This window comes from Duganella sp. Leaf126 (assembly GCF_001423125.1).
Lineage (GTDB): Bacteria > Pseudomonadota > Gammaproteobacteria > Burkholderiales > Burkholderiaceae_D > Rugamonas.
On the sequence record NZ_LMNW01000031.1, the window covers coordinates 54,642 to 79,628 of the forward strand.

General features: G+C 67.6%; 18 protein-coding genes. 5 read left to right on the forward strand and 13 right to left on the reverse strand.

Translation table 11 applies throughout. The annotated features are described in order from the left end of the window. The first annotated feature begins 56 nt into the window (after nt 1-56). Nucleotides 57-257 (forward strand): heavy-metal-associated domain-containing protein, encoded by a 201-nt coding sequence (locus tag ASF61_RS13625; RefSeq protein WP_056156709.1) that lies wholly within the window; start codon nt 57-59, stop codon nt 255-257. Between the two features lie 7 nt (nt 258-264). Here ASF61_RS13625 and cueR read toward each other — a convergent pair whose 3' ends face one another. The 7 genes from cueR to ASF61_RS13660 all read right to left on the reverse strand — a co-directional run bounded on the left by cueR (nt 265) and on the right by ASF61_RS13660 (nt 16,432). Further along, a complete protein-coding gene (gene cueR, locus ASF61_RS13630; RefSeq protein ID WP_056156711.1) occupies nt 265-657 on the reverse strand; it encodes a Cu(I)-responsive transcriptional regulator in 393 nt (130 codons plus the stop codon). Continuing rightward, entirely contained in the window at nt 654-3,077 is a 2,424-nt protein-coding gene (locus ASF61_RS13635) for a heavy metal translocating P-type ATPase (protein WP_056156713.1), read from the reverse strand. The genes cueR and ASF61_RS13635 overlap by 4 nt, the downstream gene beginning before the upstream one ends. 118 nt (nt 3,078-3,195) lie before the next feature. Then, a complete protein-coding gene (locus ASF61_RS13640) occupies nt 3,196-3,969 on the reverse strand; it encodes a FecR domain-containing protein (protein WP_082491664.1) in 774 nt (257 codons plus the stop codon). Next, nucleotides 3,929-10,711: a YDG domain-containing protein gene (locus tag ASF61_RS13645; RefSeq protein WP_156369598.1), complete on the reverse strand. Its 6,783-nt coding sequence runs from the start codon at nt 10,709-10,711 to the stop codon at nt 3,929-3,931. Before ASF61_RS13645 ends, ASF61_RS13640 begins: the two co-directional genes overlap by 41 nt. Nucleotides 10,712-10,743: 32 nt before the next feature. After that, nucleotides 10,744-12,381: a ShlB/FhaC/HecB family hemolysin secretion/activation protein gene (locus tag ASF61_RS13650; RefSeq protein ID WP_056156718.1), complete on the reverse strand. Its 1,638-nt coding sequence runs from the start codon at nt 12,379-12,381 to the stop codon at nt 10,744-10,746. Between the two features lie 116 nt (nt 12,382-12,497). Continuing rightward, the gene (locus ASF61_RS13655) at nt 12,498-14,753 is read right to left on the reverse strand and encodes a CHASE2 domain-containing protein (protein WP_056156719.1); all 2,256 of its coding nucleotides are present in this window, start codon (nt 14,751-14,753) and stop codon (nt 12,498-12,500) included. After that, nucleotides 14,753-16,432: an HD domain-containing phosphohydrolase gene (locus tag ASF61_RS13660; protein WP_056156722.1), complete on the reverse strand. Its 1,680-nt coding sequence runs from the start codon at nt 16,430-16,432 to the stop codon at nt 14,753-14,755. Before ASF61_RS13660 ends, ASF61_RS13655 begins: the two co-directional genes overlap by 1 nt. A gap of 170 nt (nt 16,433-16,602) precedes the next feature. On the opposite strand from ASF61_RS13660, the gene ASF61_RS13665 reads away from it, so the two are divergent. Then, entirely contained in the window at nt 16,603-17,505 is a 903-nt protein-coding gene (locus ASF61_RS13665; RefSeq protein WP_056156724.1) for an MBL fold metallo-hydrolase, read from the forward strand. Nucleotides 17,506-17,623: 118 nt separating this feature from the next. On the opposite strand, the gene ASF61_RS13670 is transcribed toward ASF61_RS13665, so the two are convergent. Next, on the reverse strand, nt 17,624-18,118 hold the full coding sequence (locus tag ASF61_RS13670; RefSeq protein WP_056156726.1) for a hypothetical protein: 495 nt from the start codon (nt 18,116-18,118) through the stop codon (nt 17,624-17,626). 257 nt (nt 18,119-18,375) lie between these two features. Here ASF61_RS13670 and ycaO point away from each other — a divergent pair, with 257 nt between their 5' ends. Genes ycaO through ASF61_RS13685 form a run of 3 tightly spaced genes read left to right on the forward strand, consistent with a single transcriptional unit; the run spans nt 18,376 to nt 20,815 of the window. Beyond that, nucleotides 18,376-20,109: a 30S ribosomal protein S12 methylthiotransferase accessory factor YcaO gene (ycaO, locus tag ASF61_RS13675; protein WP_056156727.1), complete on the forward strand. Its 1,734-nt coding sequence runs from the start codon at nt 18,376-18,378 to the stop codon at nt 20,107-20,109. Between the two features lie 53 nt (nt 20,110-20,162). Then, nucleotides 20,163-20,399: an antitoxin gene (locus ASF61_RS13680; protein WP_056156729.1), complete on the forward strand. Its 237-nt coding sequence runs from the start codon at nt 20,163-20,165 to the stop codon at nt 20,397-20,399. Then, on the forward strand, nt 20,399-20,815 hold the full coding sequence (locus tag ASF61_RS13685) for a type II toxin-antitoxin system VapC family toxin (protein ID WP_056156731.1): 417 nt from the start codon (nt 20,399-20,401) through the stop codon (nt 20,813-20,815). The genes ASF61_RS13680 and ASF61_RS13685 overlap by 1 nt, the downstream gene beginning before the upstream one ends. On the opposite strand, the gene ASF61_RS13690 is transcribed toward ASF61_RS13685, so the two are convergent. From ASF61_RS13690 to rplI, 5 genes are all read right to left on the reverse strand, one after another. Continuing rightward, entirely contained in the window at nt 20,812-21,201 is a 390-nt protein-coding gene (locus ASF61_RS13690) for a hypothetical protein (RefSeq protein ID WP_056156732.1), read from the reverse strand. The genes ASF61_RS13685 and ASF61_RS13690 overlap by 4 nt on opposite strands. 41 nt (nt 21,202-21,242) lie before the next feature. Then, nucleotides 21,243-22,256: an inorganic phosphate transporter gene (locus tag ASF61_RS13695; protein WP_056156735.1), complete on the reverse strand. Its 1,014-nt coding sequence runs from the start codon at nt 22,254-22,256 to the stop codon at nt 21,243-21,245. 21 nt (nt 22,257-22,277) lie between these two features. Further along, on the reverse strand, nt 22,278-22,904 hold the full coding sequence (locus ASF61_RS13700) for a DUF47 domain-containing protein (protein ID WP_056156737.1): 627 nt from the start codon (nt 22,902-22,904) through the stop codon (nt 22,278-22,280). A 94-nt stretch (nt 22,905-22,998) separates the two neighbouring features. After that, nucleotides 22,999-24,384: a replicative DNA helicase gene (locus tag ASF61_RS13705; RefSeq protein WP_056156739.1), complete on the reverse strand. Its 1,386-nt coding sequence runs from the start codon at nt 24,382-24,384 to the stop codon at nt 22,999-23,001. Nucleotides 24,385-24,513: 129 nt separating this feature from the next. Next, entirely contained in the window at nt 24,514-24,966 is a 453-nt protein-coding gene (gene rplI, locus ASF61_RS13710) for a 50S ribosomal protein L9 (protein ID WP_056156740.1), read from the reverse strand. Nucleotides 24,967-24,987 lie beyond the last annotated feature (21 nt).

Consider the following 24,987-nt stretch of genomic DNA (forward strand, 5'->3'; position numbering starts at 1 on the left):
CCTTCCCCCCGCTGTAAGCCTTACAGTATGGTTTTCCCAACTGTCAGGAGCACACCATGTATCAGTTACGTGTCGAAGAGATGAGCTGCGGTCATTGCGTCAGCGCGGTCACGCGCGCGGTGCAGTCGGTCGATGCGACAGCCAAGGTAGAAGTCGATCTGGCCAGCAAGACCGTGCGCATCGACAGCGCAGCGGGGCTGGCGCCGCTCAAGGCGGCCATTGCCGACGCCGGCTTTCCGGTAGCCGACCCAGCATAACCATCACTTACACCACATCGCCCAGGCTGTGCAGGATAGGACAGTCGGGGCGGTCGTTGCCCTGGCAGCAGCTGGCCAACGTATGCAGCGTGTCGCGCATGTCGGTCAGTTCGGCGATGCGCCGGTCGAGGTCGGCCACGTGGTCCATGGCGATGGCCTTGACGTCCGCGCTGGCGCGCGCCTTGTTCTGCCACAGCGACAGCAGGTCGCCGATTTGTCCCAGTGAAAAACCGAGCGACCTGGCGCGCCTGACGAAGCGCAGCGTATGCAGGTCTGCGTCGCTGTAGATCCGGTAGCCGGCGTCGGACCGCCGACCGGGCGGGATCAGCGCAATGCTTTCGTAGTAGCGGATCATCTTGGCGCTGATGCCCGATGCCTTGGCGGCTTGCCCGATATTCATGCGGCGCTCCCGGTATCGGTACGCGGCTGCCAGCGGCGCAGCAGCAGCGCGTTGCTGATCACGCTCACCGAGCTGAGCGCCATGGCGGCGCCGGCTACCACCGGATTGAGCAGGCCCAACATCGCCAGCGGCAGCCCGACCAGGTTGTAGATGAACGCCCAGAACAGGTTCTGGCGTATCTTGTTGTAGCTGCGACGCGAAATGTCGATGGCGTCCGCCACCAGCGCCGGGTCGCCGCGCATAAGGGTGATGCCGGCCGCCTGCATCGCCACGTCGGTGCCGGTGGCCATGGCGATGCCGACATCGGCTGCCGCCAGCGCCGGCGCATCATTGATGCCGTCGCCGACCATGGCGACCGTGGCGCCGGCCGCTTTCAGCGCCACGATGCGGGCGACCTTGTCGGCCGGCAGCAGGCTGGCGGCCACCGTGCCGATGCCCAGCACAGTCGCGACGCGCTGCGCGCTGCCCTGGTTGTCGCCGGTCAGCATCACGGTGGCGATGCCCTGTGCATGCAGCCGCGCGATGGCCGCCTGCGCGCCGGGCTTGACCGGGTCGCTGAAGGCAAACAGGCCCAGCAACTGCGGTCCGCAGGCCAGCCACGAGACCGTGTTGCCGGCCGCCTCCAGCGCCTCGGCCCGGGCCTGCAACGGCGCCAGATCGACGCCCTCTTCGGCCATCAGGCGCGTGCTGCCCAGGGTCAGCGCCAGCCCGTCCACGTGGGCCGTCAATCCCCTGCCCGGCAGGGCTTGCACGGCGCTGGCGGTCAGCGGCGCCAGCGCGCGGGCGGATGCCGCCGAAAGTATGGCCCTGGCCAGACTGTGCTCGCTGCCGGCCTGCACGGCGGCAGCCAGCTGCAGCAGCCGCTGTTCATCGACGCCACGGGCGTGTGTGGCCGCCAGCGAGGGTTTTCCGACCGTCAAGGTCCCGGTTTTATCGAACACGACCGTGCTGACCGCGTGCGCCGTTTCCAGCGCTTCGGCGTCCTTGATCAGGATGCCGTAGCGGGCCGCGACGCCGGTGCCGGCCATGATGGCGGCCGGCGTGGCCAGGCCCAGCGCACATGGGCAGGCGATCACCAGCACCGCCACCGCGTTGATGATGGCCCGTTCGAGGTCGCCGCCGGCCCACCACCAGCCCAGCAAGGTCAGCAGCGCCAGCCCCAGCACCACCGGCACGAAGACGGCGCTGACCTTGTCCACCAGGTGCTGGATCGGCGCCTTGGCCGCCTGCGCGTCTTCCACCAGCCGGATCAGGCGCGCCAGGGTGGTCTCGGCGCCGACCGCGCTGGTGCGCACCAGCAGCACACCGGCGCCGTTCACGGCGCCGCCCGTCACCTGGTGCCCCGGATGTTTGCTCACGGGCAGGCTCTCGCCGGTCAGCAGCGCTTCATCGACATCGCTGGCGCCCTCGAGCACGACGCCGTCCACCGGCACCGTGGCGCCGGGACGCACCACCACCAGGTCGCCCACGCGCACCTGGGCGACCGGCACCGCGTGGTCGCGGCCGTCGCGCCGCACCAAGGCAGACTCGGGACGCAACACCTGCAAGGCGCGGATGGCCGCGGCGGTCTGGCGCTTGGCGCGCGATTCCAGCCATTTGCCGAGCAACACCAGCGTGATCACGACCGCCGAGGCTTCGAAATACAAATGGGCCGTGGCGTCACGGCTGAACAGCAGCAGGTACACGCTCAGGCCGTAGGCGGCGCTGGTGCCGAGCGCCACCAGCAGGTCCATATTGCCGGCTCCGGCGCGCACCGCCTTCCAGCCGGCGCGGTAAAAGCGCCAGCCGAGCAGGAACTGGACCGGCGTCGCCAGCGCCCACTGCAGCATGCCCGGCAGCGCCCAGTGCGACGCCGTCGGCGGCAGCAGCATCGGCAGCAACATCGGCAACAGCAGCGGCAGCGACAGGACCGCAGCCAGCACCACCTTCCAGCCATCGCCCGCAGGCGCCGGCCCGGCTGCGGCAAGTGCCGCGACGCTGTTGGCGGCGCTGTCGTCGTGGGCCACGGCGGCGCGATAGCCGGCCGCATCGAGGGCGGCGATCAGGGTCGCCGCCTCCACGCCGCTGACCTTGACGCGCGCGCTGTCGGTGGCCAGGTTGACGCTGGCGGCGTGCACGCCGGGCACCTTGCGCAGCGCCTTTTCGACGCGTCCCACGCACGAGGCGCACGTCATGCCCTCGATGCCGAGGTCGATCTCGGAGGTGGCCAGCGCAAACCCGGCCTTTTCCACGGCCTGCTGCAGCCCTGCGATGGCCAGTGGCGCGGCGCTGGTGACGCGCGCGGTGTCAGTGGCCAGGTTGATGCTGGCGCCGGTCACGCCGGGCACGCCGGCCAGCGCCCGCTCGACCCGGCCGGCGCACGCGGCGCAGCTCATGCCGTCTATGCCGAACGACAAGGTGTAAGGCGCGCTCTGTTGCATGGTACGGTTCCTGTAGCGATATTGTATGCCTCCAGGATCGGCTATCCAATCGTGGGAAGGTCAAGCGCATTGTAGCGCCTACCGCATCGACCGGCGCGTGCCTGCCGCGAACGGGCGCTCAGCGCACCACGCAGTCGGGACCGGCCGCCTTGTCTGCCGGGGCTGCGGGCGAGTCCGCCGTGCTGCCGCCGAACCTGGCAGGCGGCGTAAACGGCAGACCGGAACCGTTCGGCACCAGCACCGGCGGCGTGCCGGCAGCCTGCGTGTAGCCGAACTGGCCGGCGGCGACTGCCAGCGTGCCGCCCGCGTTGCTGACCACGATTTGCCCGGTGGTGACCGAGGTGTACAGGCCCGGCGCCAGCGCTGGCGCGGCCGGCCTGCCGGCCACCGGGACATCGATGCCGCCGGCGCCCAGGTATTCGGCAGTGAAATACGTGCCGCGGATGCCGATGGTGGCGACCGGCGTTTTCAGGCTGAACTTTTCCTTGTTACGCTTGCCCAGCAGGCCGGACAGCGAACGCAGTCCGCCCTTGACCAGGTTGAAACTGGCGCGGTCGTTGTCGGGCTGGCCGGCCTCGTAGGCAAACTGCTCCACCACGAACGTGGTGGCCGGTTTCAGCGTGACCTCGCTGTTGTCGATGAATTTCACCAGCGCATAGGTGTTCTTTTCGGTGATCAGCGTGTCGCCGGACTCCACCTCCGATCTGAGCGCCAGGATCCTGACCTTGCCGTCGGCCTTCCTGGCCATCATCGGACCGCTCAGCTGGGTGACCGTGCCGGCCACCTGGGCCAGCGCCGGCAAGCTGGCSCCTGCCAGCGCCAGCCAGCACAGGGCGGCCGCCAGCAGCGACCTAGTTGCAGTAGTTTTTCTTGATACCGTGCGTGGCGTCATCTGGTGCTTTCGTCGAGGCGTCCGATGTCGTGCCGGCCAGGAGCGGGCTGCTGACATCGTTGGGCGTGCTGAGCTGGTTGAGCGGGTGATAGGTGCTGGTGAGCGCCGTCACGGCGCTGCCGGCCAGCGCGGCCGGCACCACCGGCACGGTGGCGGGCGGGCTCACCGGCGGAGTTACCGGCGGACTCACCGGCGTCGTCACCGGCGGCGTGACCGGTGCAGCAACGATCACCGGGGCCGGCACCAGCACCTTGCCGTTGGGCGCCAGCAGGGACAGCGGCGCGCCGCGGCTGTTGATGCGCACGGTGTCGTCGGCGGTCAGGTCGCCGTTTTGCGCCAGCACGGCGATGCTGCCTGCCGCCTGCGTATCGACGGTGGCGGCACCGGCAAACGTGACGCCGGCGCCGGCAGTCACCGCCACCGTGCGCGCCGCGTTGACGCGCGCGCCATCGCCGAAGCGCACGTCGGTGCTGGCATCGATGGTCACATCGTTGGCGTCGATGGCGCCCAGCACGTTGACCGGGCTGTGCGCGACCAGGGTCACGTTGCCGCCACGGGTGGCGATGGCGTGGCTGTCGATGCCGCCCGTGCTCTCGATGCGGACATCGCCGGCGCCGGTCGCCAGGCTGCCCAGCACCAGCACGTCGGGCGCGCTGGTGGCGCGCAAGGCGATGCCGCCGCTGCCGCTGTTGCTGGCACTGAAGTGTTGAAGACGGTTGCCGGCGTCATCGAGCAGCGTGCCGTCCTGCGATTGCGTGACCAGGCTGCGGGCCACGACGGCGCCGCTCTGGCCGATGGCGCCCGTGCTGGCAGTCAGGCTGATCGTATCGGCTGTCAGCGCGGCAAAACGCAGGTCGCCTGCCGCCTGGCTGATGGTCAGGTTGCCGCCGATGTTGATGGCGCCGCCCGTCTGGCTGAAGCTGCTGCCGATGGCGACATTGCCGGCGCCGCCGAGCAGGCCGCCGTTCTGCACATAGCTGGCGGCGCTGAACAGGCCATCGACCACGAGGCTGCCGCCGCTCTGGCCATAGCTGGCAGCGTTGAAGGCGCCGCTCACCTGCAGGCTGCCATCGCTCTGGGCATAGCTGGTAACGTTGAAGGCGCCACCCACCTGCAGGCTGCCATCGCTCTGGGCATAGCTGGCAACGGTGAATGGACCGCCCACCTGCAGGCTGCCATCGCTCTGGGCATAGCTGGCCACGTTGAAGGGGCCGCCCACCTGCAGGCTGCCGCCGCGCTGGGCATGGTCGGCAGCGCTGAAGGCGCCGTTCACCAGCAGGCTGCCGCCGCTCTGGACATAGCTGGCCACGTTGAAGGGTCCGCTCACCTGCAGGCTGCCGCCGCGCTGGGCGTGGTTGGCAGCGCTGAAGGCGCCGTTCACCTGCAGGCGGCCGCCGCTCTGGCCATAGCTGGTCACGTTGAAGGGCCCGCTCACCAGCAGGCTGCCGCCGCTCTGCGCATAGCTGGCAGCGCCGAACGCGCCGTTGACCGCCAGGCTGCCGCCGCTCAGGCTCAGGCCGCCGCGCGAAGTAAAACTGTTCAGCACGGTATCGCCGGCTGCGGCGGTGTACAGCACGTTGCCGGTGGCGGCAGCCATGTCGGCGGCCAGCACGTTGTTGCCACTTGGGGCCACGCCGCCTTCCCAGTTGGCGGGGTCGCTCCACAGGCCGCCGCTGGCGCCGGTCCAGGTGGCCAGCGCGCGTTGCGCGATGCTGGCCTGCGTCAGGCCGCCGGTGGACGTCAAGCTGTAATTGCCGGCGTCGCTGCCGGTCAGCTGGAAGCCGCTGACCTGCACGGTCTTGCCGGTGCCGGCGTTGCGGTCGGCAAAGACGCCGCTGGCGCCGGTCAGGCTCACCGCATCCTGGCCGATCACACCGCTCACGGTGCCGCTGACGCTGGCTGCCAGGGTGCCGTCGTAGACCTTGTCGCCGGCGCTGATACTGTTCAAGGTCAGCGCGGCGCGGGCGATGCTGGCGGTCGTCACGCCGGTGCCGGTGGCCACGGTGTAGTTGGCCGCATCGCTGCCGGACACGCCGGCATTGCTGACGATGACCGTCTTGCCGCTGCCGGCATTCTTGTCGAGGAAGGCAGCGCTGGCGGTGGCGGTCAGCACGTCGCCGGCGATGCGGTCGTCGGCGATGATCAGCGTGGCGGCAGTGCTGCCATCGTAGGTCTTGTCGACGCCGGTATAGACTAGCGTGAGCACGCGCGCGGTGATGGCAGCGCTGGTGACGCCATCGGCGGCGTCGAGCACGTAGTTGCCCGCATCGCTGCCGGTGAGACTGCTGCCGGCCACGCTGTAGCGGACGCGCTTGGCGGCGCCCGCGTTCTTGTCGCTGAAGCTGGCGGCAAGCCCCGACAGCTGGACCTGGTCGCCGCCGATCACGCCATCGAGGCCGGCGCTGACGCTGGCGCTGGTGTTGCCGTCATAGACCTTGCCGGCGGCGCTGACCGTGCCCAGCCCCAGCGTGGCGCGCGCGATGTCGGCAGTGCCGCTGGCGGTAGGCGCCACGCTGTAGTTGCCGCGGTCGGCGCCGGTCAGGGTCAGGCCGCTGACCGTGACCGGTTTGCCGGCGCCGGCATTCTTGTCGGCGAATTGCGCGGTGCCGGCCGCGCCGACGCTGTCGCCGGCGACGGCATTGGTCAGGCTGAACGTGGCCTGGGAAAAGCCGAGCTGGCCGTCGTACACCTTGCTGCCGGCCACCGTCACCGCAAGGGCGCGCGGCGTGATCGACAGGCTGGTGGCGCCGGCGTAGCTGATATCGTACCGGGTGGACCAAAGCCCGCCCAGTGCGTAGGTGCCGACATTGCGCGCCGCGCCGTAGCTGGCCACGCCATCGGCGGCCAGGTCGCCATCGAGCAGGCCGGCATAGCTGAGCGGGCCGACGCCGGCCACCTGGCCATCGTAGACCTTGCTGGTCGCACCGCTTGCCGTCACCTGCAGCGGGGTCAGGAAAGCTTTCAGCAACGGCGTGGTATGGCCGTCGTAGATGCGCCAGACCGGATCCGCGCCGAAGCTGAAGCCGCGGTAGCTGTCCTGCTTCAGCATGTCGGCCGCACTGCGCCCGGTGGCGCCGCCCTGGTCGGCCACGGTGCCGGCCGTGCTGTTGTCGAAATATGCCGGTCCCACGGCTGCGCCGGCATCGGCGCGCCCGACCACGGCGCCCACGGTGCCGGCAGCAAAACCGCTGCCCGTCACCGTGCCGGAAAAATACAGCCGGGTCGCGCTGCTGCCCGCAGTGGTCCAGCCGATCACGCCGCCGGCATTGCTGCGCGCGATGCTGTCGAGGGAGCTGGCCAGGCCGACCACGCCGCTGGCGTAGGCGTCGGCAACGGTGCCGCCGTTGCGCCCGACCAGGCCGCCCACACTGGCGGCGCCGCTCACGGCGCCGGTGGCGTAGGCCTGCTCGATGGCGCCGTCGTTATTGCCGACCAGGCCGCCTACCTGCTGGCCCGGTGCAGCGATGGCGCCGGTAGCGCGCGCCACGCTGATGCTGCCGGCGCTGTCGTTGTTGCCGACCAGGCCGCCGATGGCCGACGTGCCCACGCCCGAGGCCAGGCCGGTCACGCTGCCGCTGGCGCTGGCATTGCCGAGCGTGCCGCTGTTGAACCCCACCAGGCCGCCGACATTGCTGGCGCCGCTCACCGCCATGCTGCTGCTGACATTGCTGAGCGTGCCGCCGCTGTTGGTGCCCACCAGCGCGCCGACATTGTTGCCGCCGACAACGCTGCCGCCGACCATCGCCAGGTCGCGCACAGTCGCGCCCGAGATCCGGGCGAACAGGCCGCTGCCGAAGTACGGCGGGTTGACGCCGCCATCGATGGTCAGGCCGCTGATGCGGTGATGGCCGCCATCGAACACGCCGGCGTAAGCATGGTCGTCGCCGGTAAACAGCGGTGCGAAGCCGGTGCGGCCCGCGCCCCGCTGCCAGTTGGCCGTGCCGCTGGCGTCGATATCGGCCACCAGCACCATGTTTTTATCGTAGCGCTGGGTGCCCATGCCTTGCAGGCCGTACACGTCGGCAAGCTGGTACGGCGTTGCCGCGTCGCCGGTGCCGCCCTTGACGCGCAAGAAGCTGCCCTGATTGATGCTGAAGCTGCCGGCGCTGAATAGGGGCAGACTGGCGCTGTTCTGCACCCAGTTGCCGCCGTCGAGCACGAAAGCGCCGCCGACCGTGACGCCGCCGCTGGCGGTCACGGTACGGTCCGACCCGTAGCCGCCGGCTGCCAGGGTCACATCGTTCGGCACGGCCAGGTCGCCGTTCAGGTTGATGTTGCCGCCGGTGCGCAGTGCCAGCAGGTTCAACCCGGCCGACGTGCCGAGGTTGAGTGCACCCTGCAGCGTCAGCGTCCCGGTCAGGTCGGCGCTGCCGATCGCGATGGCCGGTGCACTAACCGATTTCAGTTCGCTGTCGCTCAGGCCCAGCGTGTCGGCGCTGTCGGCTGCGGCGCTGCCGATGGCGATATTGCCGCCGCTGCTGCGGCGGTTCAGGCTGACCGTGCCGCTGCCGGCGGCGATCGACTGGGCGGCGCCGCCCAGGCGCATCTGGTCGGCCGCCAGGCTGACCGACGTGCCGGCCGCGAGCCCGCCGCCGCTGGCGACCGTCAGACCGCCGCCGGCCGTCACTGCCAGCGTGCTGTCGTCGCGCCGCAGGGACAGCTTGTTGGCGGCGGTCACGGCGCCGCCCGTTGCCAGGCTCAGGTTGCGGATGCCGCCTGCCGACTGCTGGCTGGCCAGGTTCACCGGCGCACTGATGGTGAGGTCGCCCGCAGCGCTGTCGCCGAGAATGACGGTGTTTGCCGCCACGCGGTTCAACTCGGCGCTGGTCAGCCCCAGCACGGCGAACGGTTTGTTGCCGAGATCGATCTGGCGTCCCGCCGTCAGCGGCTTGAACGTCAGCGTGGCGCCCGCGCCCGCGCCGCCGAAATTGAGGTTGCCGGTAAAGCTCATGTTATCGGCCTGCAGCAGCACGGTCTGCCCGGACGCGCCGCTGCCCAGCAGCTGGTCGCCGCTGCCGTTGAGCAGGATGCCGCCACCGGTCAGGTTGCTGCTCAGGCGCAGGTTGCCGCTGCCGACATTGATCGCGCCCGTGCCGATGATGCTGGCGGCCGAGAGCACCGCGTTGCCGTTGTTGGTGCTGATCGGGGCCAGCAGGATCAGGTTGCCGGTCAGGCCATACGCGCCGCCACCGCTGGCGTCGTTGGCGGACAAAGTGACCGCGCCGCCCCGGGTGGTGACCGGTGCATTGACATTGATCGCTTCGCCCGCGGTGGCGCTCAAGCCCACGCCATCGTTGACCATGGCAATGGCGCTGTTGATGTTGATGCGGTGCGTGGCCTGCAGCACCACGTTGCTGCCGGCGCTGGCAATCGTGCCGGCGCCGATGACGGCGCTGGCCGGCGCATCGGCAAACTGGTCGACGTTGGACAGGTCGCCGCCGGTGCCGGCCACGACATCGATATCCTCGGGATCGAGCAGCCAGGTGCCGCGCCGGCCGCGCGCAGCGCCGGTATCGACACGGATGCCGTCCACGGCCAGATAATGGCCCGAGGTTTCCACCACGCCGCCGTTGCCCGATGCCGCACCGCCCCGCGCCGAAATGGCGCCGGCGACGCGCGCGGTCTGGTCGCCCCACACCACCACGGTGCCGCCGTCGCCGCGCTCGATGGCATCGGCGGCGATCGTGGCGTCCTTGCCGACCGCGACCTGGCGCGCATGGGCGACCTCGGGATTCCTGCCCTGGTAATCGCCGCCGAGCAGCACCGTGCCGCCGCCGGTGGCGCCGCTGGCTTCCACCCTGGCATCGCCCTGCATGCCGACCTGCTCGCCCAGCACCATGACCGCGCCGCCCTTGCCGGCCGCAGCGGTGGCGCTGGTGACGCTACCGCCTTCCAGCAGTGCCTTGCCGCTGGCTTTCAGCACGATCTTGCCGCCCTCGCCGATCACCGCGCTATTGGCGTTGAGCACGCCGCGCTGGTTGAGCAAGGCGCCAGCCATGCCGATGCGCCCGCCTTGCGCCACCACCTGGCCGATGTTGAGGGCCTGGTCGCCCGGCGCCGACAGCACCACGCGCAAGTCCGGGTTGGCGGCGTCCGCCAGCTGCACGCTGTGGCCGGCCGCCAGCAGCACGTCGCCGTTGGGCGCCGTGATGATGCCGCTGTTCTCCACGCTCGGCGCGATCAGCAGGATCTGGCCGCCGCTGCCGGCGGTGAGCGCGCCCCGGTTGATCACGGCGCCGGCCTGCTCGCCGGCCTTGAAGCGCAGTTTGCCGGCCAGGAAATCCTGGTTCGACAGCGCCAGGCTCGACGCCACCAGCCCCGCCACGTCGACGCGGGCATCGCGCCCGAACAGCACGCCGTTCGGATTGATCAGGAACACCTTGCCGTTCGACTGCAGCGCACCGAGGATCTTGCTGGGATCCTGACCGGTGATGCGGTTCAACACGCTGCTGTCCGCGCCTTGCTGGACGAACCGCGCGACCTCGCCCGCCGCGACCGAAAAGCTCTGCCAGTTGATGATGGTGTTCGGGGTATTGGTGATGGTGAACAGATTGCCCTGCTGGTTGAACGTGGCCTGGCCGTGCACCACCTGCGGCGCGACCGGGCCGGCATGCGCGGCGTGGAAGCAGGCGGCGATCAGCGCAGCCAGCGTGGTGCGGCGCAGCGACACCGGCGCGGGGCCGGCGGAACCGCCGGGGCCACGGGCGGGCGCGGTGTGCAACAGTTGGGCTTGATTCATCATGGTTATCCTTGAAGCGCGGTACCTGCGGTACATTAATACGACAACGCCACCCGGAAATGCAGGCGGTTGGCGTCGCGGCGCCCGGTGTGGCCGGGGTTGACCACGTGGGCAACATCGAGCTGGGCGTTGATGTAACGGTCGAGCAGCATGCGCACGCCGAGGCCGGCCGAACCGATCGCCGTGCTGGCGACTTCACCGGGCAGCACGTGGTTGCGGCGCACCCAGCCCGTGTCGTAGAAGGCCAGCGCGCGGCACTGGTAGCGGCCGGTACCGCACCAGCTCGGCGTGTACAGTTCCAGGTTCAGGTTGGCGCCGCTGTCGCTGGCCACTTCGCGTTCGAGGAACCCGCGCACCGACGCTGCGCCGCCGACGCCGAATTGCTCGCCGGGCACCAGCGCGTCGGGCGTGTACTGGCCGTTGAACAGCGCCCGTCCCTGCCAGTCGCCGCCCAGTACCTGGCCCAGGCTGGCGCTGAGGCGCACGGTGCTGTAGTCGGCCTTGGCGCCCGCGCGCGCCATGCTGAAGTCGCGCTGGCGGCCATGCTCGCCGCCGGGCAGATTGCGCGCCAGGGTCAGGCCCAGGTTGGCCTCGCCGCCGGGCAGGCTCCAGGCGCCGAGGTAGGCGATGCTGAGCGGGTGCACGGTCACGTCGGTGCCGAGTTCGGTACCGACATACTGCAGGCTGTTGCGGTAGGCCTTGAAGTCGACCCCATAGACCAGCTTGGGCTCGTAGTTGTCGCGTTTGCCGAAGTTCTGGTTGTAGCGCGCGCCGGCAGTGAGGCCGCGTCCGCTGACGGCCAGATCGACGATGCCGGCCGATACCGTGCCCGAATCGACGTTCGAGTAGCTGGCGAAAAAGTCCAGCGCGTCGCCGAGCGCATACAGCGGCACGTGGTAGCCGGCGCCGTACACGCCGATCTGGCTGCCATGTTCGAGCGACGTGGTGTATTGCAGGCTGGCCACGTGGTCGCGGCCCCACAGGTTGGCGTGCTGCAGCACCACGCCGGCGTGCGTCTTGCCGGACGCGTCGCTGCCGGTGTTGTCGAGGTTGAGCGTGGCTTTCCACGGGTTCTCGTCCACCACCGTGACGGCGGCGTCGAGGGTGGCATCGGTGCCATCGGTGCCATCGGTGGCATCGGTGGCGCCATTGGCCAGCTTGACTTCCAGCTTGCGGGCCGGGTTTTCATTGGCCAGCTTCAGGCTGCGGCCCAGCTCTGCCATATTCGGCGTCTGCCCTGCCACCAGGGCCGGCAGCGCGCGCCGCACATTGGCGTCATCGACGTAGCGCTGGCCGGAAATGACGATCCGGCCCACCGGCATCTCCAGCACGTTCAGGCGCACGGCGCCCTGGTCGAGTTCCTGCTCGGGCAGCATGACCTGCACCAGCGTGTAGCCGCGCGCGCGGTAGGCGTCTTCCAATGCCTCGACCGCTTGCTGGATGGTGCCGAAATCGCGCTGCGGGCCCGTAAACGGCGCCACCAGCGCCTGCACCAGCGCGGGGCCGAGCAAGGTGTCGCCGCTGACCTGGTAGCGGGCGATCGTGAAACGGGGCGTGTCGGCCACGGCGGCGGCCGGTTCTGCAGCGAGGGTTTCCTGGGGCAGTGCGCTGGCGTAAGACGCGCCCAGCAGCAGCGCCGAACCTGCCAGCAGGTGCACCAGACGATGGTTCATGAGTGAGATTTCTGTGGTTGGCTGGCCCGCGGCGGCGTTACCGGGCCATCATGGAATGACTGGCAAATTTTAGACCGTTTTTTCTTTCCAGTCAGAAATTTCTTTACTACCAGTGGCTATTTCGTGTCGAAATTGGTCACACCGTCCCAGTCCGCCGGGGGCGGCGACTGGCGGTAGCCGCGCAGCCGCGCCGTATACAGCCGGCGCAGCCCGTCATCGGGCAAGGCCCGCAGCAGCGCCTCGGCGCCATCCCAGTCGCGGCTGCGCAGCAAGTCCAGCACGCGCGACCAGTTGGCCAACAAGGCGTGCTCCGCCGCATCGGCGTCGCCGAGCAGGCCGCGCGGCTCGAAAATCGTCACCGGCGCGGTCTTGCCCTTGACCCGCACGCGGTCCAGTTCACGGTACGCGAACTGCGGCGCCTGCGCCCGGGTGAACTCGCTCACGGCGATGCCCACGCCGTACACCTTGGTCAAGCCTTCCAGCCGCGCGCCCAGGTTGACGGCGTCGCCCATCACCGTGTATGCGCGGCGGATGCGCGAGCCCATGTCGCCCACATGCATCAGCCCGCTGTTGATGCCGATGCCGATCTGCAGCGGCGGCCAGCCGCGCGCCGCGAATTGCCGGTTCAGGCGCGCCGCACTGCGCTGCATCAGCAAGGCGCTGGACACGGCCCGCCGGGCGTGATCGGCAAACGCCACCGGGGCGCCCCAGAACGCCATCACGGCGTCGCCGATGTATTTGTCGAGCGTGCCGCCGTGGCTGTCGCGGATATCCTCGGACATGGCGGTCAGGTACAGGTTGATGTATTCGCGCAGCTCCTGCGGCGCCATCCGTTCGGAAATGGCGGTAAAGCCGCGTACGTCGGCAAACAGCACGGTCAGTGCGCGGCTCTCGCCGTCCATGTCGTAGCGGTCGGGATGGTCGGCCATCTGCGCCACCAGTTCCGGCGCCACGTACTGGCCGAAGCGCGACACCAGCGCCCGGCCTTTCCTCACCTCGAAAACATAGCCCCAGGCCAGGTTGGCCAGCAGCAGCGCGACGATCAGCAGCAGGAGAACGGCGCAATCGAGCACCGCGCCGGCGCTGTGGTACAGCCACCAGTTCAGCGCCAGCACGCCGGCCAGCGCGGCGGCGGCCAGCAGCACGGCCATCGCCGGCGCAGCCACCGCCAGCGCCGCGCCCAGCAGCAGGCCGACCAGCACCACCTGGCCGAACTCGATGGCCAGCGCGTAATCGGGCCGCGACGTGAACTGGCCGTCGAGGATGGACTTGATCAGGTTGGCGTGCACTTCCACGCCGGGAAACTCGGCATTGACCGGGGTCGCGCGGAGATCGTTTAAGCCGGCAGCGGTGGTCCCCACCAGCACGATGGCGCCGCGCAGCACGTCGGCCGGCACCGCCCCGGTCAGCACATCGGCTGCCGACACGTAGCGGAAGGCGCCGCCGTCAGGACCGCCCCTGCCGCGAAACACGATGGTGGTGGTCAGCGCCTCGCCGACCGGGATGGTGCGCTGCTCGCGCGGCGTAAACACGGCGATGCGGTCGATACCGCCATGGGCGCGCTCGGCCTGCGACATCGCGTCGGCCGCCTGGCCGAACACGGGGGCGATCGCGTGCGCCTGCAGGTACACGCTGGCCGTGGCCAGCGACAGCGACGGATAGTAGCCGTCGCCGATCCGCTGCAGCAGGGTCGAGGACCGCAGCACGCCGTCGCTGTCGGTCAAGGCCGTGAAGATGCCGGCGCCGCGCGCCGCCTGCTGCAGGCGCGCCAGGTTGGCCTCGTAGCCCGGTGCGCTGAACGCGGTCACCGTGCGGCCGCCCAGGTCGGCCAGCGTGAACGCCGGCGCGGGCAGGACGCCCTTCCTTTGCCGGTCCGACACGCTGTAGCCGAGCACCACCGGCTGGCCGCGCATGGCGTCCGCGAACAGGGCGTCGTAATCCATCTGCGGCTGCAGGCGTTGCAACTGCTGGCGCAGGCCCGGCACGCCGGCCAGTTCGGTGCTGGCCAGGCGCGCCAGCACGTCGTAGCCGGAACTGGTATCGGGCTCGGGAAACGCGATATCGAAGCCGACCACGGCCACGCCGTAATGACGGGTCAGCTGCGTCACCAGGCGCGCCTGGACATCGCGTCCCCAGGGAAAGCGGCCGATCCGGTTCAGGCTGGATTCGTCGATATCGACGATGACGATGCGCCGGTCCAGCTGCGGCGTCTCGACGCGCATGCGCATGTCGCCGAGCATGGCGTCGAGCCGGCCGATGGTGTCGCTGCCGAACAGGCCGATGCTGGCGGCGGCAGCGGCCAGCGTCAGCAGCGCGCCCAGCAGCAGCCGTGCAGCGTGGCGCGACCACCGCGGTGCCGGGCGCCAGCCCATCAGGGCACGTAACCGGGAATGCGCGACTCGTCGATGGCGTCGAGCTGGCGCGGGTCCATGTACTGCTGGGCAAAAGCGAGATAGACCTTGCTGCGGATGAAGATGTCGAACAGCTGCGGGTCGATGTGGCCGTTCAGCGCGAACCTGCCGAGGATGGCAAGCGCCTCCGACAGCATCTTGCCCTTCTTGTAGGGACGGTCGCTGGCCGTCAGCGCCTCGAAGATATCGGCGATCGCCATCAGCCGCGCCTGCACCGACATCTGGGCCCCGGTCAGGCCGCGCGGATAGCCTTTGCCGTCCATGCGCTCGTGATGGCCGCCCGCGTACTCGGGCACGTTGCGCAGGTGGCGCGGCCACGGCAGCGATTCGAGCATGCGCACGGTGACCGCGATGTGGTTGTTGACGATCGTGCGCTCGTCGTCGGTCAGCGTGCCGTACCGGATCGACAGGTTGCGCACCTCGTCGGCGTCAAGCAGGGTGCGCGCCGCGCCGTCGAGATCGGTCCAGGTCCGCGCGCCGATGGCGCGCACGCGCTGCTGGTCGGCCGGCGCCATGCCTTCGCCGCCCACGTTGGCCGTGCGCAGGAAGGCGCGCTCCGCGCGCAGCGCCTGCTGCTGCGCCGCCAGTGCCGCATCGATGGCGGCCATGGCGTCACCGTTCGCTGCGGCTGCGGGGGCCGCGCTGCCGGCGGCATCGGTCAGCAGCGCCAGCTTCCGTTCCAGCGCCGCGATACGGGCATCGCGCTCGAGCACTTCGTAGCGGGTATCGACCAGTGCGATGCGGTCGAAGATGGTTTCCAGCTTGGTGGCCTTGTCCACCACGTGGACCGGCGTGGTGATCTTGCCGCAGTCGTGCAGCAGCGCTGCCATCCACAATTCCTTGCGGTCGGCGTCGGTCATGCGGAAGTCGGCCAGCGGGCCGCTGTCGGTCGCGTCCACCGCTTCGGCCAGGCGCATGGTCAGCTCCGGCACGAACTGGCAGTGGCGGCCCGTGTAGGGCGACTTCTCGTCGATGCCGATGTTGATCAGGTTGACCAGCGACTCGAGCAGCGTCTCCAGCTGCGCGATCAGGCGCTGGTGCGTGAGCGCCACCGCAGCCTGCGCCGCCAGCGCCTCGATGAAGCGCTGGTCGGTCCGGGTAAAGGCGATGATGTCGGCGCTGGCGCCGCCCTGCGGAGCACGCGCATTGACCAGCTGCAGCACGCCGGCCAGCTCGCCCTCGTGGTCGCGCATCGGCACCGTCAGGATCGATTGCGAGCGGTACCCGTGTGCGCGGTCGAAATCGCGCATGCCGGAAAAATTGAAACCGGCCGCCTGCGGCTGGTACACATCGGCCACGTTGACCGACTGGCCCCGGTGCGCCGCGTAGGCCGCCACCGCCGACAGATCGGGCGCACCGGCCGCATCGACCAGCGGCAGCGGCGGGATGCGCACCGGCGCCCCGCCGGGGCCGCCCTGGCGGATCTGCAGCGTCTCGTTGATCAGGATGTGGAACGCGAGGGCGCGGCGGTCGTCGCTGGGCAGGTACAGCGTGCCGCCGTCGGCATGGGTCATGCGCATGGCCACCTGCAGGATCTGCTCGAGCAGCGCGTCGGTGTCGTGGGCATTGCCGAGCGCAACACTCAGTTCGGTCAACAGATCGAGGCGTTGGGCGATTTGCGGTGGCGTAGGTTCTTGCATTGAAGAATTTTATCCTCGGTGCAAGTCCGTGTACACGCCAAATTACCGGCCCGTGCCACTTGCGCGCCGGCTGTTGTGTTTTTACCCCCGGTCAGGGAAATACCGCTATCATCGGCCTGCACGACGACACGACAACGCGACACCAGATCGCTGGCACAACAGGGAACCGCATGAAATTCACATTCTGGGGAGTGCGTGGCTCGATCCCCACGCCGGGACCGCGCACGGCGCGCTACGGCGGTAACACGACCTGCATCGAAGTTCGGACCGACAACGACACGCTGCTCATCCTCGACGCCGGTACCGGCCTGTTTCCGCTGGCGCAATCGCTGGTGCAGCGCAAGGGCGACACCGGTGCAGACATCGAGGCCAATATCTTCATCACCCACAGCCATTGGGACCATATCCACGGCCTGCCGTTTTTTACGCCGCTGTTCATGCGCGGCAGCCGCGTGCGCCTGCATGGCGCGACCGACCCCGACACGGGCCAGGGCATCGAGCACGTGATGAACGTGCAGCTGCAAAACAGTTATTTTCCGGTCAGCGAAACGCAGCTGAGCGCCGTCATCGAATACCGCTCGCTGACCGCCGGCATACCGGTCACGGTGGGCGACGCAACGATTTGCGGCGTGGTCATGAACCACCCGGTGATCAACCTCGGCTACCGCATCAGCTGCTGCGGCAAGTCGCTGTTCTTTACCGGCGATCACGAACCGTTTTACAACCCGTATCCGGCCGACCATCCCGGCCATGCGGCAGCGATGCAGCAGATGCACGCCCGCAGCGGGGCGATCGACGCCGTGGTGGCGGGTGTCGATGCGCTGATCGTCGATTGTTCCTACACGCGCGAGGAATATCCGGCCAAGCGGGGCTGGGGCCATGGCACCTTCGACGCGGCGGTGGAACTGGCGCTGCGGTGCGGCGCCAGGGCGCTGTACTGCACCCACCACGAACCGACCCGCAGCGACGACGCGCTGGAAGCGGTGTTTGCAGAGGTGATGGCGCGCCACGCGCCGCGACTGGGCCAGCTGACAGTCACGCTGGCTTACGAGGGATTGCAGGTCGCGCTATAGGCTGCTAGCGCAGGCGGCGCCCCGCGGTGGGGGCCAGCCGGGTGGGTGCACGGGGCACGTGACAGGCACGTGACTGAGGAGGTCAAGCCAGCTCATGCACTGAGCTTATGCTGATGCATTAAGCGGCCATCGGTGCAGCCTTGGTGCGCGGCAGCGAACGGCGGTCGGCCAGCGCGCGCAGGCGCGCCACGGCGGCCTGCAGGTTGAACGATTTGCCGGCGCGCAGCGCCGACACCATCTGGGTGGCGATACGCAGCGCCGGTGCGGCAGCAGCGCGGGCGCTGGCGCCGTACGGCAGCACCAGGCGGTAGCGCCCGTGCGTGCGCGGCACCACGCCGACGAAACCGACCGAGACTTCATTGAGCGCCAGCCGGCGCAGCTCCATCGCGACCTGCTGCACCACGCGCACGATTTGCGGCACGCCCTCGGCGCGCATGCCGACCATGGCAGCCTGGTTGCGCACGCCGGGCAGCAGCGCCAGCAGGCGCTGGTCCAGCGACGCCATCGCTGCCGCATTGGCAGCGGTCTCGTCCACTTCGAGGATGCTGAGCAGGCAAGGTTGGGTGGAGTAGCGGTTGTCGCCGGCCATGTAACGCTGATCGATGATTTTCATGTTCTGCTTTGATGATTGAAACGTGCCGGTATTGTGCCGGTCGGACCGCGTTTCGGTAAGCAGCTAAAGGAGTATTCTTACGTAGGAGCACTCCCACACTTAAGCCCTGCGTAATCAACAGTCGGTAGGAATGTGAAGGGCAGTCACACGCATGGCGCGTTGCAGCATATTGTAGCCGACCGCGGCGACAAAGCCCGCACGCTTTGGGTATGCTGGCAGCAAACGATGTCCGCCTCATCCTTTACCAGGAGCCCCCGATGACCACCGACTTCCCTGTTCCGGCTAAAGACCTCCGCCTCGACGACGACCTTGCCCACGCCGCCACCATCACGCGCCTGCAGGCCACGCTGGCCGCGCGCGGCCTGACGCTCGAAGAATCTGCGCTGCAGCATCCGGTGCCCGGCGTGTGGTCGCTGCGCGTGCAGGACCGCGACTGCCCGCTGCTGTTTGCCAACGGCAAAGGCGCCACCGAGCTGGCCGCACGCGCCAGCGCCTACAGCGCATTTGCGGCGCGCCTGGCCACCCGGTATTTCTGGGCCTACTATCACCTGGGCGCCGAGCGGGCCAACGCCCCCGTGGTCCACGATGTGCGCGAAAAATGGTTCGTGCCCGGCGCCGGCAACGCCTGGCCGGTGGATCTGCTCAACCCGGCGCTGCATGCGCTGTACAACCCGGACGGCGATATCCCGGCCAGCGCCCTGGTCGATCTGAACTCGGGCCATGCCGCCCGCGGCATCTGCGCCCTGCCCTATACCCGCCTGCGCGATGGCGCGACCACCTGGTTCCCGGTCAACATCATCGACAACCTCTACGTCAGCAACGGCGTGGCGTCCGGCCAGACGCTGACCGCAGCGCGCGTGCAGGCGCTGACCGATATCGTCGAGCGCGCTATCAAGTCGCGCATCATCGCGGAAGGCCTGTGCCTGCCCGACGTGCCCGACGACGTGCTGGCGCGCTTCCCGCGCCTCGGCGCCGGCATCGCGGCGCTGCGCGCAGCCGGCTTCGGGGTGCTGGTCAAGGATGCTTCGCTGGGCGGCAAATACCCGGTCATGAACGTGACGCTGGTCCACCGCGGCGACCAGGGCGTGCTGTCCGCTTACGGCGCCCACCCGCGCATGGAGATCGCCCTCGAGCGTGCACTGACCGGGCTGCTGCAAGGCCGCCCCCTCGCCGCCCTGGCCGGCCTGCCGCCACCGGGCTTCGACATGACCGAGATTCATTCCGTGGTGAACCTGGAGAGTCATTTCATCGACTCGAGCGGCGTCGTCAGCTGGAACTTTTTCAGCGACACCTACGATTATCCGTTCGTGGACTGGCATTTCAGTACCGGCGCCGTCAGCGACGAGCAGTGGCTGGTCGAGACGCTGCAGGCCGAGGGCCATGACATCTACGTGGCCGACTTCGACGAGCAGGGCGTGTCCGTCTGCCGGGTCGTCGTGCCCGGCTTTTCCGAGATCTATCCGATCGACGACCTGGCATGGGAAAACAATAGCGCGGGCAACGCGCTGCGGCCGCTGCTGGCGCGCCTGCACCAGCTCTCGGTGCAGGAATGCACCTCGCTGCTGGCCGCGCTGCAGACGTCAACCTTCAGCGATGAGCGGCCCGTGTGGCAAATCCTGGGCCTGGCCGTGGCGGCCGGCACGCCGTGGAAGCAGCTGCGCATCGGCGAACTGAAAACCCTGCTGGCGCTGGTGGTCGGCGACGAGGAAGCCATCCTCGCGGGCTGCGACTGGATCGGCCACTACCGCGATTTGCCGGCGCAGCGCCTGCTGGTGTACCGCTGCATCGAAACCATCCTCAAGCTCGACGAGCCCGAGAACTACCGCCAGTCGCTGGCCCTGCTGTACGGCGAATCCACGCTGGCCCTGGCCGAAGCGCTGCTCGACGGCGCCGAACGCTTCTTCGGCCTCGACCCGCTCGGGCCGAACTTCGAGGGCAGCGCCTTGCACCAGTCTTTGCTGGCGGCGTACGATAAATTGGCGCAGTTGTGAGCTGAACTTGTCGGCGCGCGCCAGGTCAAATCATGGTTGATAAAGGAGGCGCCATGCACGCGACCAAGGCATTCAAGACCGGCAATTCGCAGGCGGTCGAAATTCCGGCAGAGCTCGCTTACAGCACTACCGATCTCGACCTGGAAATCGAAAGAGTGGGCGAGGAACTGCGGATCCGTCCGGCCCAGCGATCGCTGGCTGGCGTGCTCCGAAAATTCGCCCGTTTTTCGCCCGATTTTCTGGTTGAAGGCCGCGGCCCGCAGGAGCAGGAAGACCGCGAGAAACTCTGATGTCGCGCTACATGTTGGACACCAACATCTGCATCTACCTGATGACAAACCAGCCTCCTGCGGTAGCCCGGCGGTTTGCAGCATGCCGGGTTGGCGATGTCATCATTTCAGCCATCACATTTGCCGAACTGGAGTTTGGCGTCGCAGCCAGCCAGCATCGCGCGCGGCAACGCAAGCATCTCAACGATCTGATCAAGTCTATCCCGGTCGCGCCCTTCGACGCGCGCGCAGCAAGCGCGTATGGTCCTGCACGTTACGCCACGCGCGAGCGAAAACGCGATCAGCTCGACAAACTGATCGCAGCGCACGCATTGTCGCTAAAAATTATTTTGGTGACGAACAACGTCCGCGATTTCGCTGCCTATCCTGGTCTGCGCATCGAAAATTGGCTCGACACATCTGACCCGGCACCCTAGTGGCGTTCGGCATCCACCAGCAACCGCGCCTGCAACGCCCTGATCCGCAGTTCGGTGAAGTAGCCGCCCGCTTCGTTGTAGCGCAGGTAGTGGCGGCCGCAGTCGCGGCAGCGGGCCACCTGGCTGAGGTTGCAGGGGTAGTAGCGCGGCGCGATCGGGGCGTCGGGGCTGTCGTAGCGGGTGCCGTGCGGATGGTATTCGGCGAAGGTCGGTTCGTCGTACGGGTCATCGACCAGCGTGCCCACTTCCTCGAAGCGGTCCAGCTCCAGCGTCATCGGCAGCGCCTGCCACGCGGTCAGCGGGACGCGGTTGCAGCGGCAGTCGCCGCTCACCGCATCGGACGCCAGCGCCAGGTCCAGCAATTGTGAATAGATGATTTGTGCCATAAAAAAAGGGGAGCTTGCGCTCCCCTTCTCCGTTTGCAAATTTACAGGAGGTGACGGCCGGCCCACCAGGCGATCGCCGCCACGAAGGCCGACGCTGGAATGGTGAAGATCCAGGCCCAGACGATATTGCCGGCCACGCCCCAGCGCACGGCCGACATCTTTTGCGAGGCGCCCACGCCGACGATGGCGCCGGTGATGGTGTGGGTGGTCGAGACCGGCACGCCGAGCGCGGTGGCCACGAACAGCGTGACCGCGCCACCCGATTCGGCGCAGAAGCCGCCGACCGGTTTGAGCTTGGTGATCTTCTGGCCCATGGTCTTGACGATGCGCCAGCCGCCGAACAGCGTGCCGAACGAGATCGCCGTGTAGCACGAAATGATCACCCACAGCGGCGGCTGGGCGTCGCCGGCCTGCGAATAACCGGCAGCGATCAGCAGCATCCAGATGATGCCGATGGTCTTTTGCGCGTCGTTGCCGCCGTGGCCGAGGCTGTACGACGCGGCCGACAGCAGCTGCAGGCGGCGGAACCATTTATCGACCCGGCGCGGCGTCGAGCGGACAAAAATCCACGACACGATCAGCATCATGATCGAACCGAAGATGAAGCCCATCACGGGCGCCAGCACGATGAACACGACGATCTTGATCAGGCCGGCCGAGATCAGCGCGCCGGTGCCGCTCTTGGCCACTGCCGCGCCCACCAGGCCGCCGATCAGCGCGTGCGACGACGACGACGGAATGCCGTAGTACCACGTGACGATGTTCCAGACGATGGCGCCGACCAGCGCCCCGAATATCACGTACTGGTCCACCACCGAGGGGTCGATGGTACCCTTGCCCACCGTGGCGGCCACGGTCAGCTGGTGGAACACGAAGATGGCGATAAAGTTGAAGGCGGCGGCCATGGCCACGGCCGTTTGCGGCTTGAGCACGCCGGTGGAGACCACCGTGGCGATCGCATTGGCGGCGTCGTGGAAGCCGTTCATGAAGTCAAACACCAGTGCCAGGGCGATCAGTATGCCCAGCACCCAGATGCTGATTTGAATGGAATTCATCTGTTGTTCTTTTTCTGTTGGTTACGCGTTTTCGACGATGATGCCTTCGATGATGTTGGCCACATCTTCGCAACGGTCGGTCACGGTTTCCAGGATTTCGTAGATGGCTTTCATCTTGATCAGGTTGCGCACGTCCGGTTCGTCGCGGAACAGCTTGGACATGGCGGCGCGCATCACGTGGTCGGCGTCCGATTCCAGGCGGTCGATCTCTTCGCAGATGGCGACGATGGCGCGCGAGTTGTCCATATTGTGCAGCAGGCCGACCGCCTGCTTGACCTTCTCGGTGCAGGCCAGCACCAGCTCGGCCAGGCGCTGCGCTTCCGGGGTCACCGAGTGCAGGTCGTACAGCGAGACGGTCTGGGCCGCGTCTTCGAGCAGGTCGAGGATGTCGTCCTGGCGCGTGATCAGCTTGTGGATGTCGTCGCGATCGATCGGCGTGATGAAGGTCTTGTGCAGCAGGTCCACGGTCTGGTAGGTGATCTTGTCGGCCTGTTTTTCGATGCTCTCAATCGCGTGCACGCGGTTTTCCAGGTCGTCGAAGTTGGACATCAGGCCCAGCATTTCTTTTGCACCTTTGACGCACAGGTCGGCGTGTTGGTTAAACAGGTCAAAAAATTTGCCCTCGGAGGGCATCAAACGTCCAAACATGTGTTTCTCCGATCAATAATTCGTCATTACTACAGATTGCCGGCCCGTGGTACGGGCGCGGCGTCAGGATGCGTCGATCTGGTGCAGCCAGGGTTTAATCACCCTGGTACAGGGCCAGGTTACCGACGTAATTGCCAAACTTGGTGTACTGGCCGATCCAGGTCAGGCGTACCGAGCCGATCGGGCCGTTACGCTGTTTACCGATAATGATTTCAGCCGTTCCCTTGTCCGGCGAGTCGGGGTTGTACACCTCGTCGCGGTACAGGAAAATGATCACGTCCGCATCCTGCTCGATTGCGCCCGATTCGCGCAGGTCGGACATGATGGGTCGTTTGTTGGGGCGTTGTTCCAGCGAGCGGTTCAGCTGCGACAGCGCGATCACCGGGCAGCCCAGTTCCTTGGCCAGGCCCTTGAGCGAGCGCGAGATCTCGGAAATTTCCGCGGTACGGTTGTCGCCCTGCTTGGAACCCTGCATCAGTTGCAGGTAGTCGACGATGATCAGGCCGAGCTTGCCGCACTGGCGCGCCAGGCGGCGCGCGCGGGCGCGCATCTCGATCGGATTCAAGGCCGGGGTTTCGTCGATGAACACCTGGGCGTCGTTCATCTTCTGGATCGCATGGGTCAGGCGCGGCCAGTCCTCGTCGTTCAGGCGGCCGGTACGCAGGCGGTGCTGGTCGAGCTGGCCGACCGAACCGAGCATACGCATGGCCAGCTGGGCGCCGCCCATCTCCATCGAGAAGATCGCCACCGGCAGGCCGGCGTCGATGGCAACGTTTTCGCCGATATTGACCGAGAACGCAGTTTTACCCATCGACGGCCGGCCGGCCACGATCACCAGGTCGCCTGCCTGCAGGCCCGAGGTCATGCGGTCGAGGTCGATAAAGCCGGTCGGCACCCCCGTGATTTCGGACTGGTTGTCGCGCGAATACAGTTCGTCGATGCGCTCGACCACTTGCGTGAGCAGCGGCTGCACCGGCAGCCAGCCGGCGGCGCCGCGGGCGCCCTGCTCGGCAATGGCAAAGATCTTCGATTCGGCCTCGTCGAGCATCTGCTTGACTTCCTTGCCTTGCGGGCTGAAGGCCTGGCCCGAGATCTCGTCGGCCACCGTGATCAGCTGGCGCAGGATCGAACGATCGCGGACGATCTCGGCGTAGCGGCGGATATTGGCAGCCGATGGCGTGTTTTGCGCCATCGCGTTCAGGTACACCAGGCCGCCCACGTCGTCCGCCTTGCCCAGCTGGGTCAGCGTTTCGAACACGGTGATCACGTCGGCCGGCTTGGACGCGTTGATCATCTTGACGATCTGTTCGAAGATGATGCGGTGATCGTACCGGTAGAAATCGTCCGGATTCATCATGTCGGCGATGCGGTCGAACGCGGCGTTATCGCGCAGCAGGCCACCGATGACGGACTGTTCTGCTTCGATGGAATGCGGCGGGACGCGGAGCGAATCGACTTGCGGATCGGAGGGGGCGTTCATGGCGCGAATTATACCTGCTTAGTGCAGTTGCTTAGGCCGAGCAACCAAAAATTTGGCATGAAAAAAGCCGGGCGAACCCGGCTTTTTCCAAGATAGTAACAACTCGACGGGCCGAAGCCCGGTCAAGTCTTAGGCAGCTTCGCCTACGACAGCAACGGTCACTTCGACCACCACGTCGGTGTGCAGCGCAACGCTCACCGGGAATTCGCCGGTGGTTTTCAGCGGGCCGGTTGGCATGCGCACGGCAGCTTTTTCAACGGCGAAACCGGCTTTGCTCAGGGCTTCAGCGATGTCGAAGTTGGTCACGGAACCGAACAGGCGGCCGTCAACACCGGCTTTTTGCGAAACGGTCACGGTCATGCCGTTCAGTTTCTCGCCTTGGGCCTGGGCAGCAGCCAATTTGGCGGCAGCGGCTTTTTCCAGTTCGGCGCGCTTGACTTCGAATTCCGCAACGGCAGCAGCGGTAGCGCGGCGGGCCATTTTTTGCGGGATCAGGAAGTTACGTGCGTAACCGTCTTTGACTTTAACGACTTCACCCAGGTTGCCCAGGTTAACGACTTTTTCCAACAGAATGATTTGCATAGTTCTTCTCCAGATGCTTGT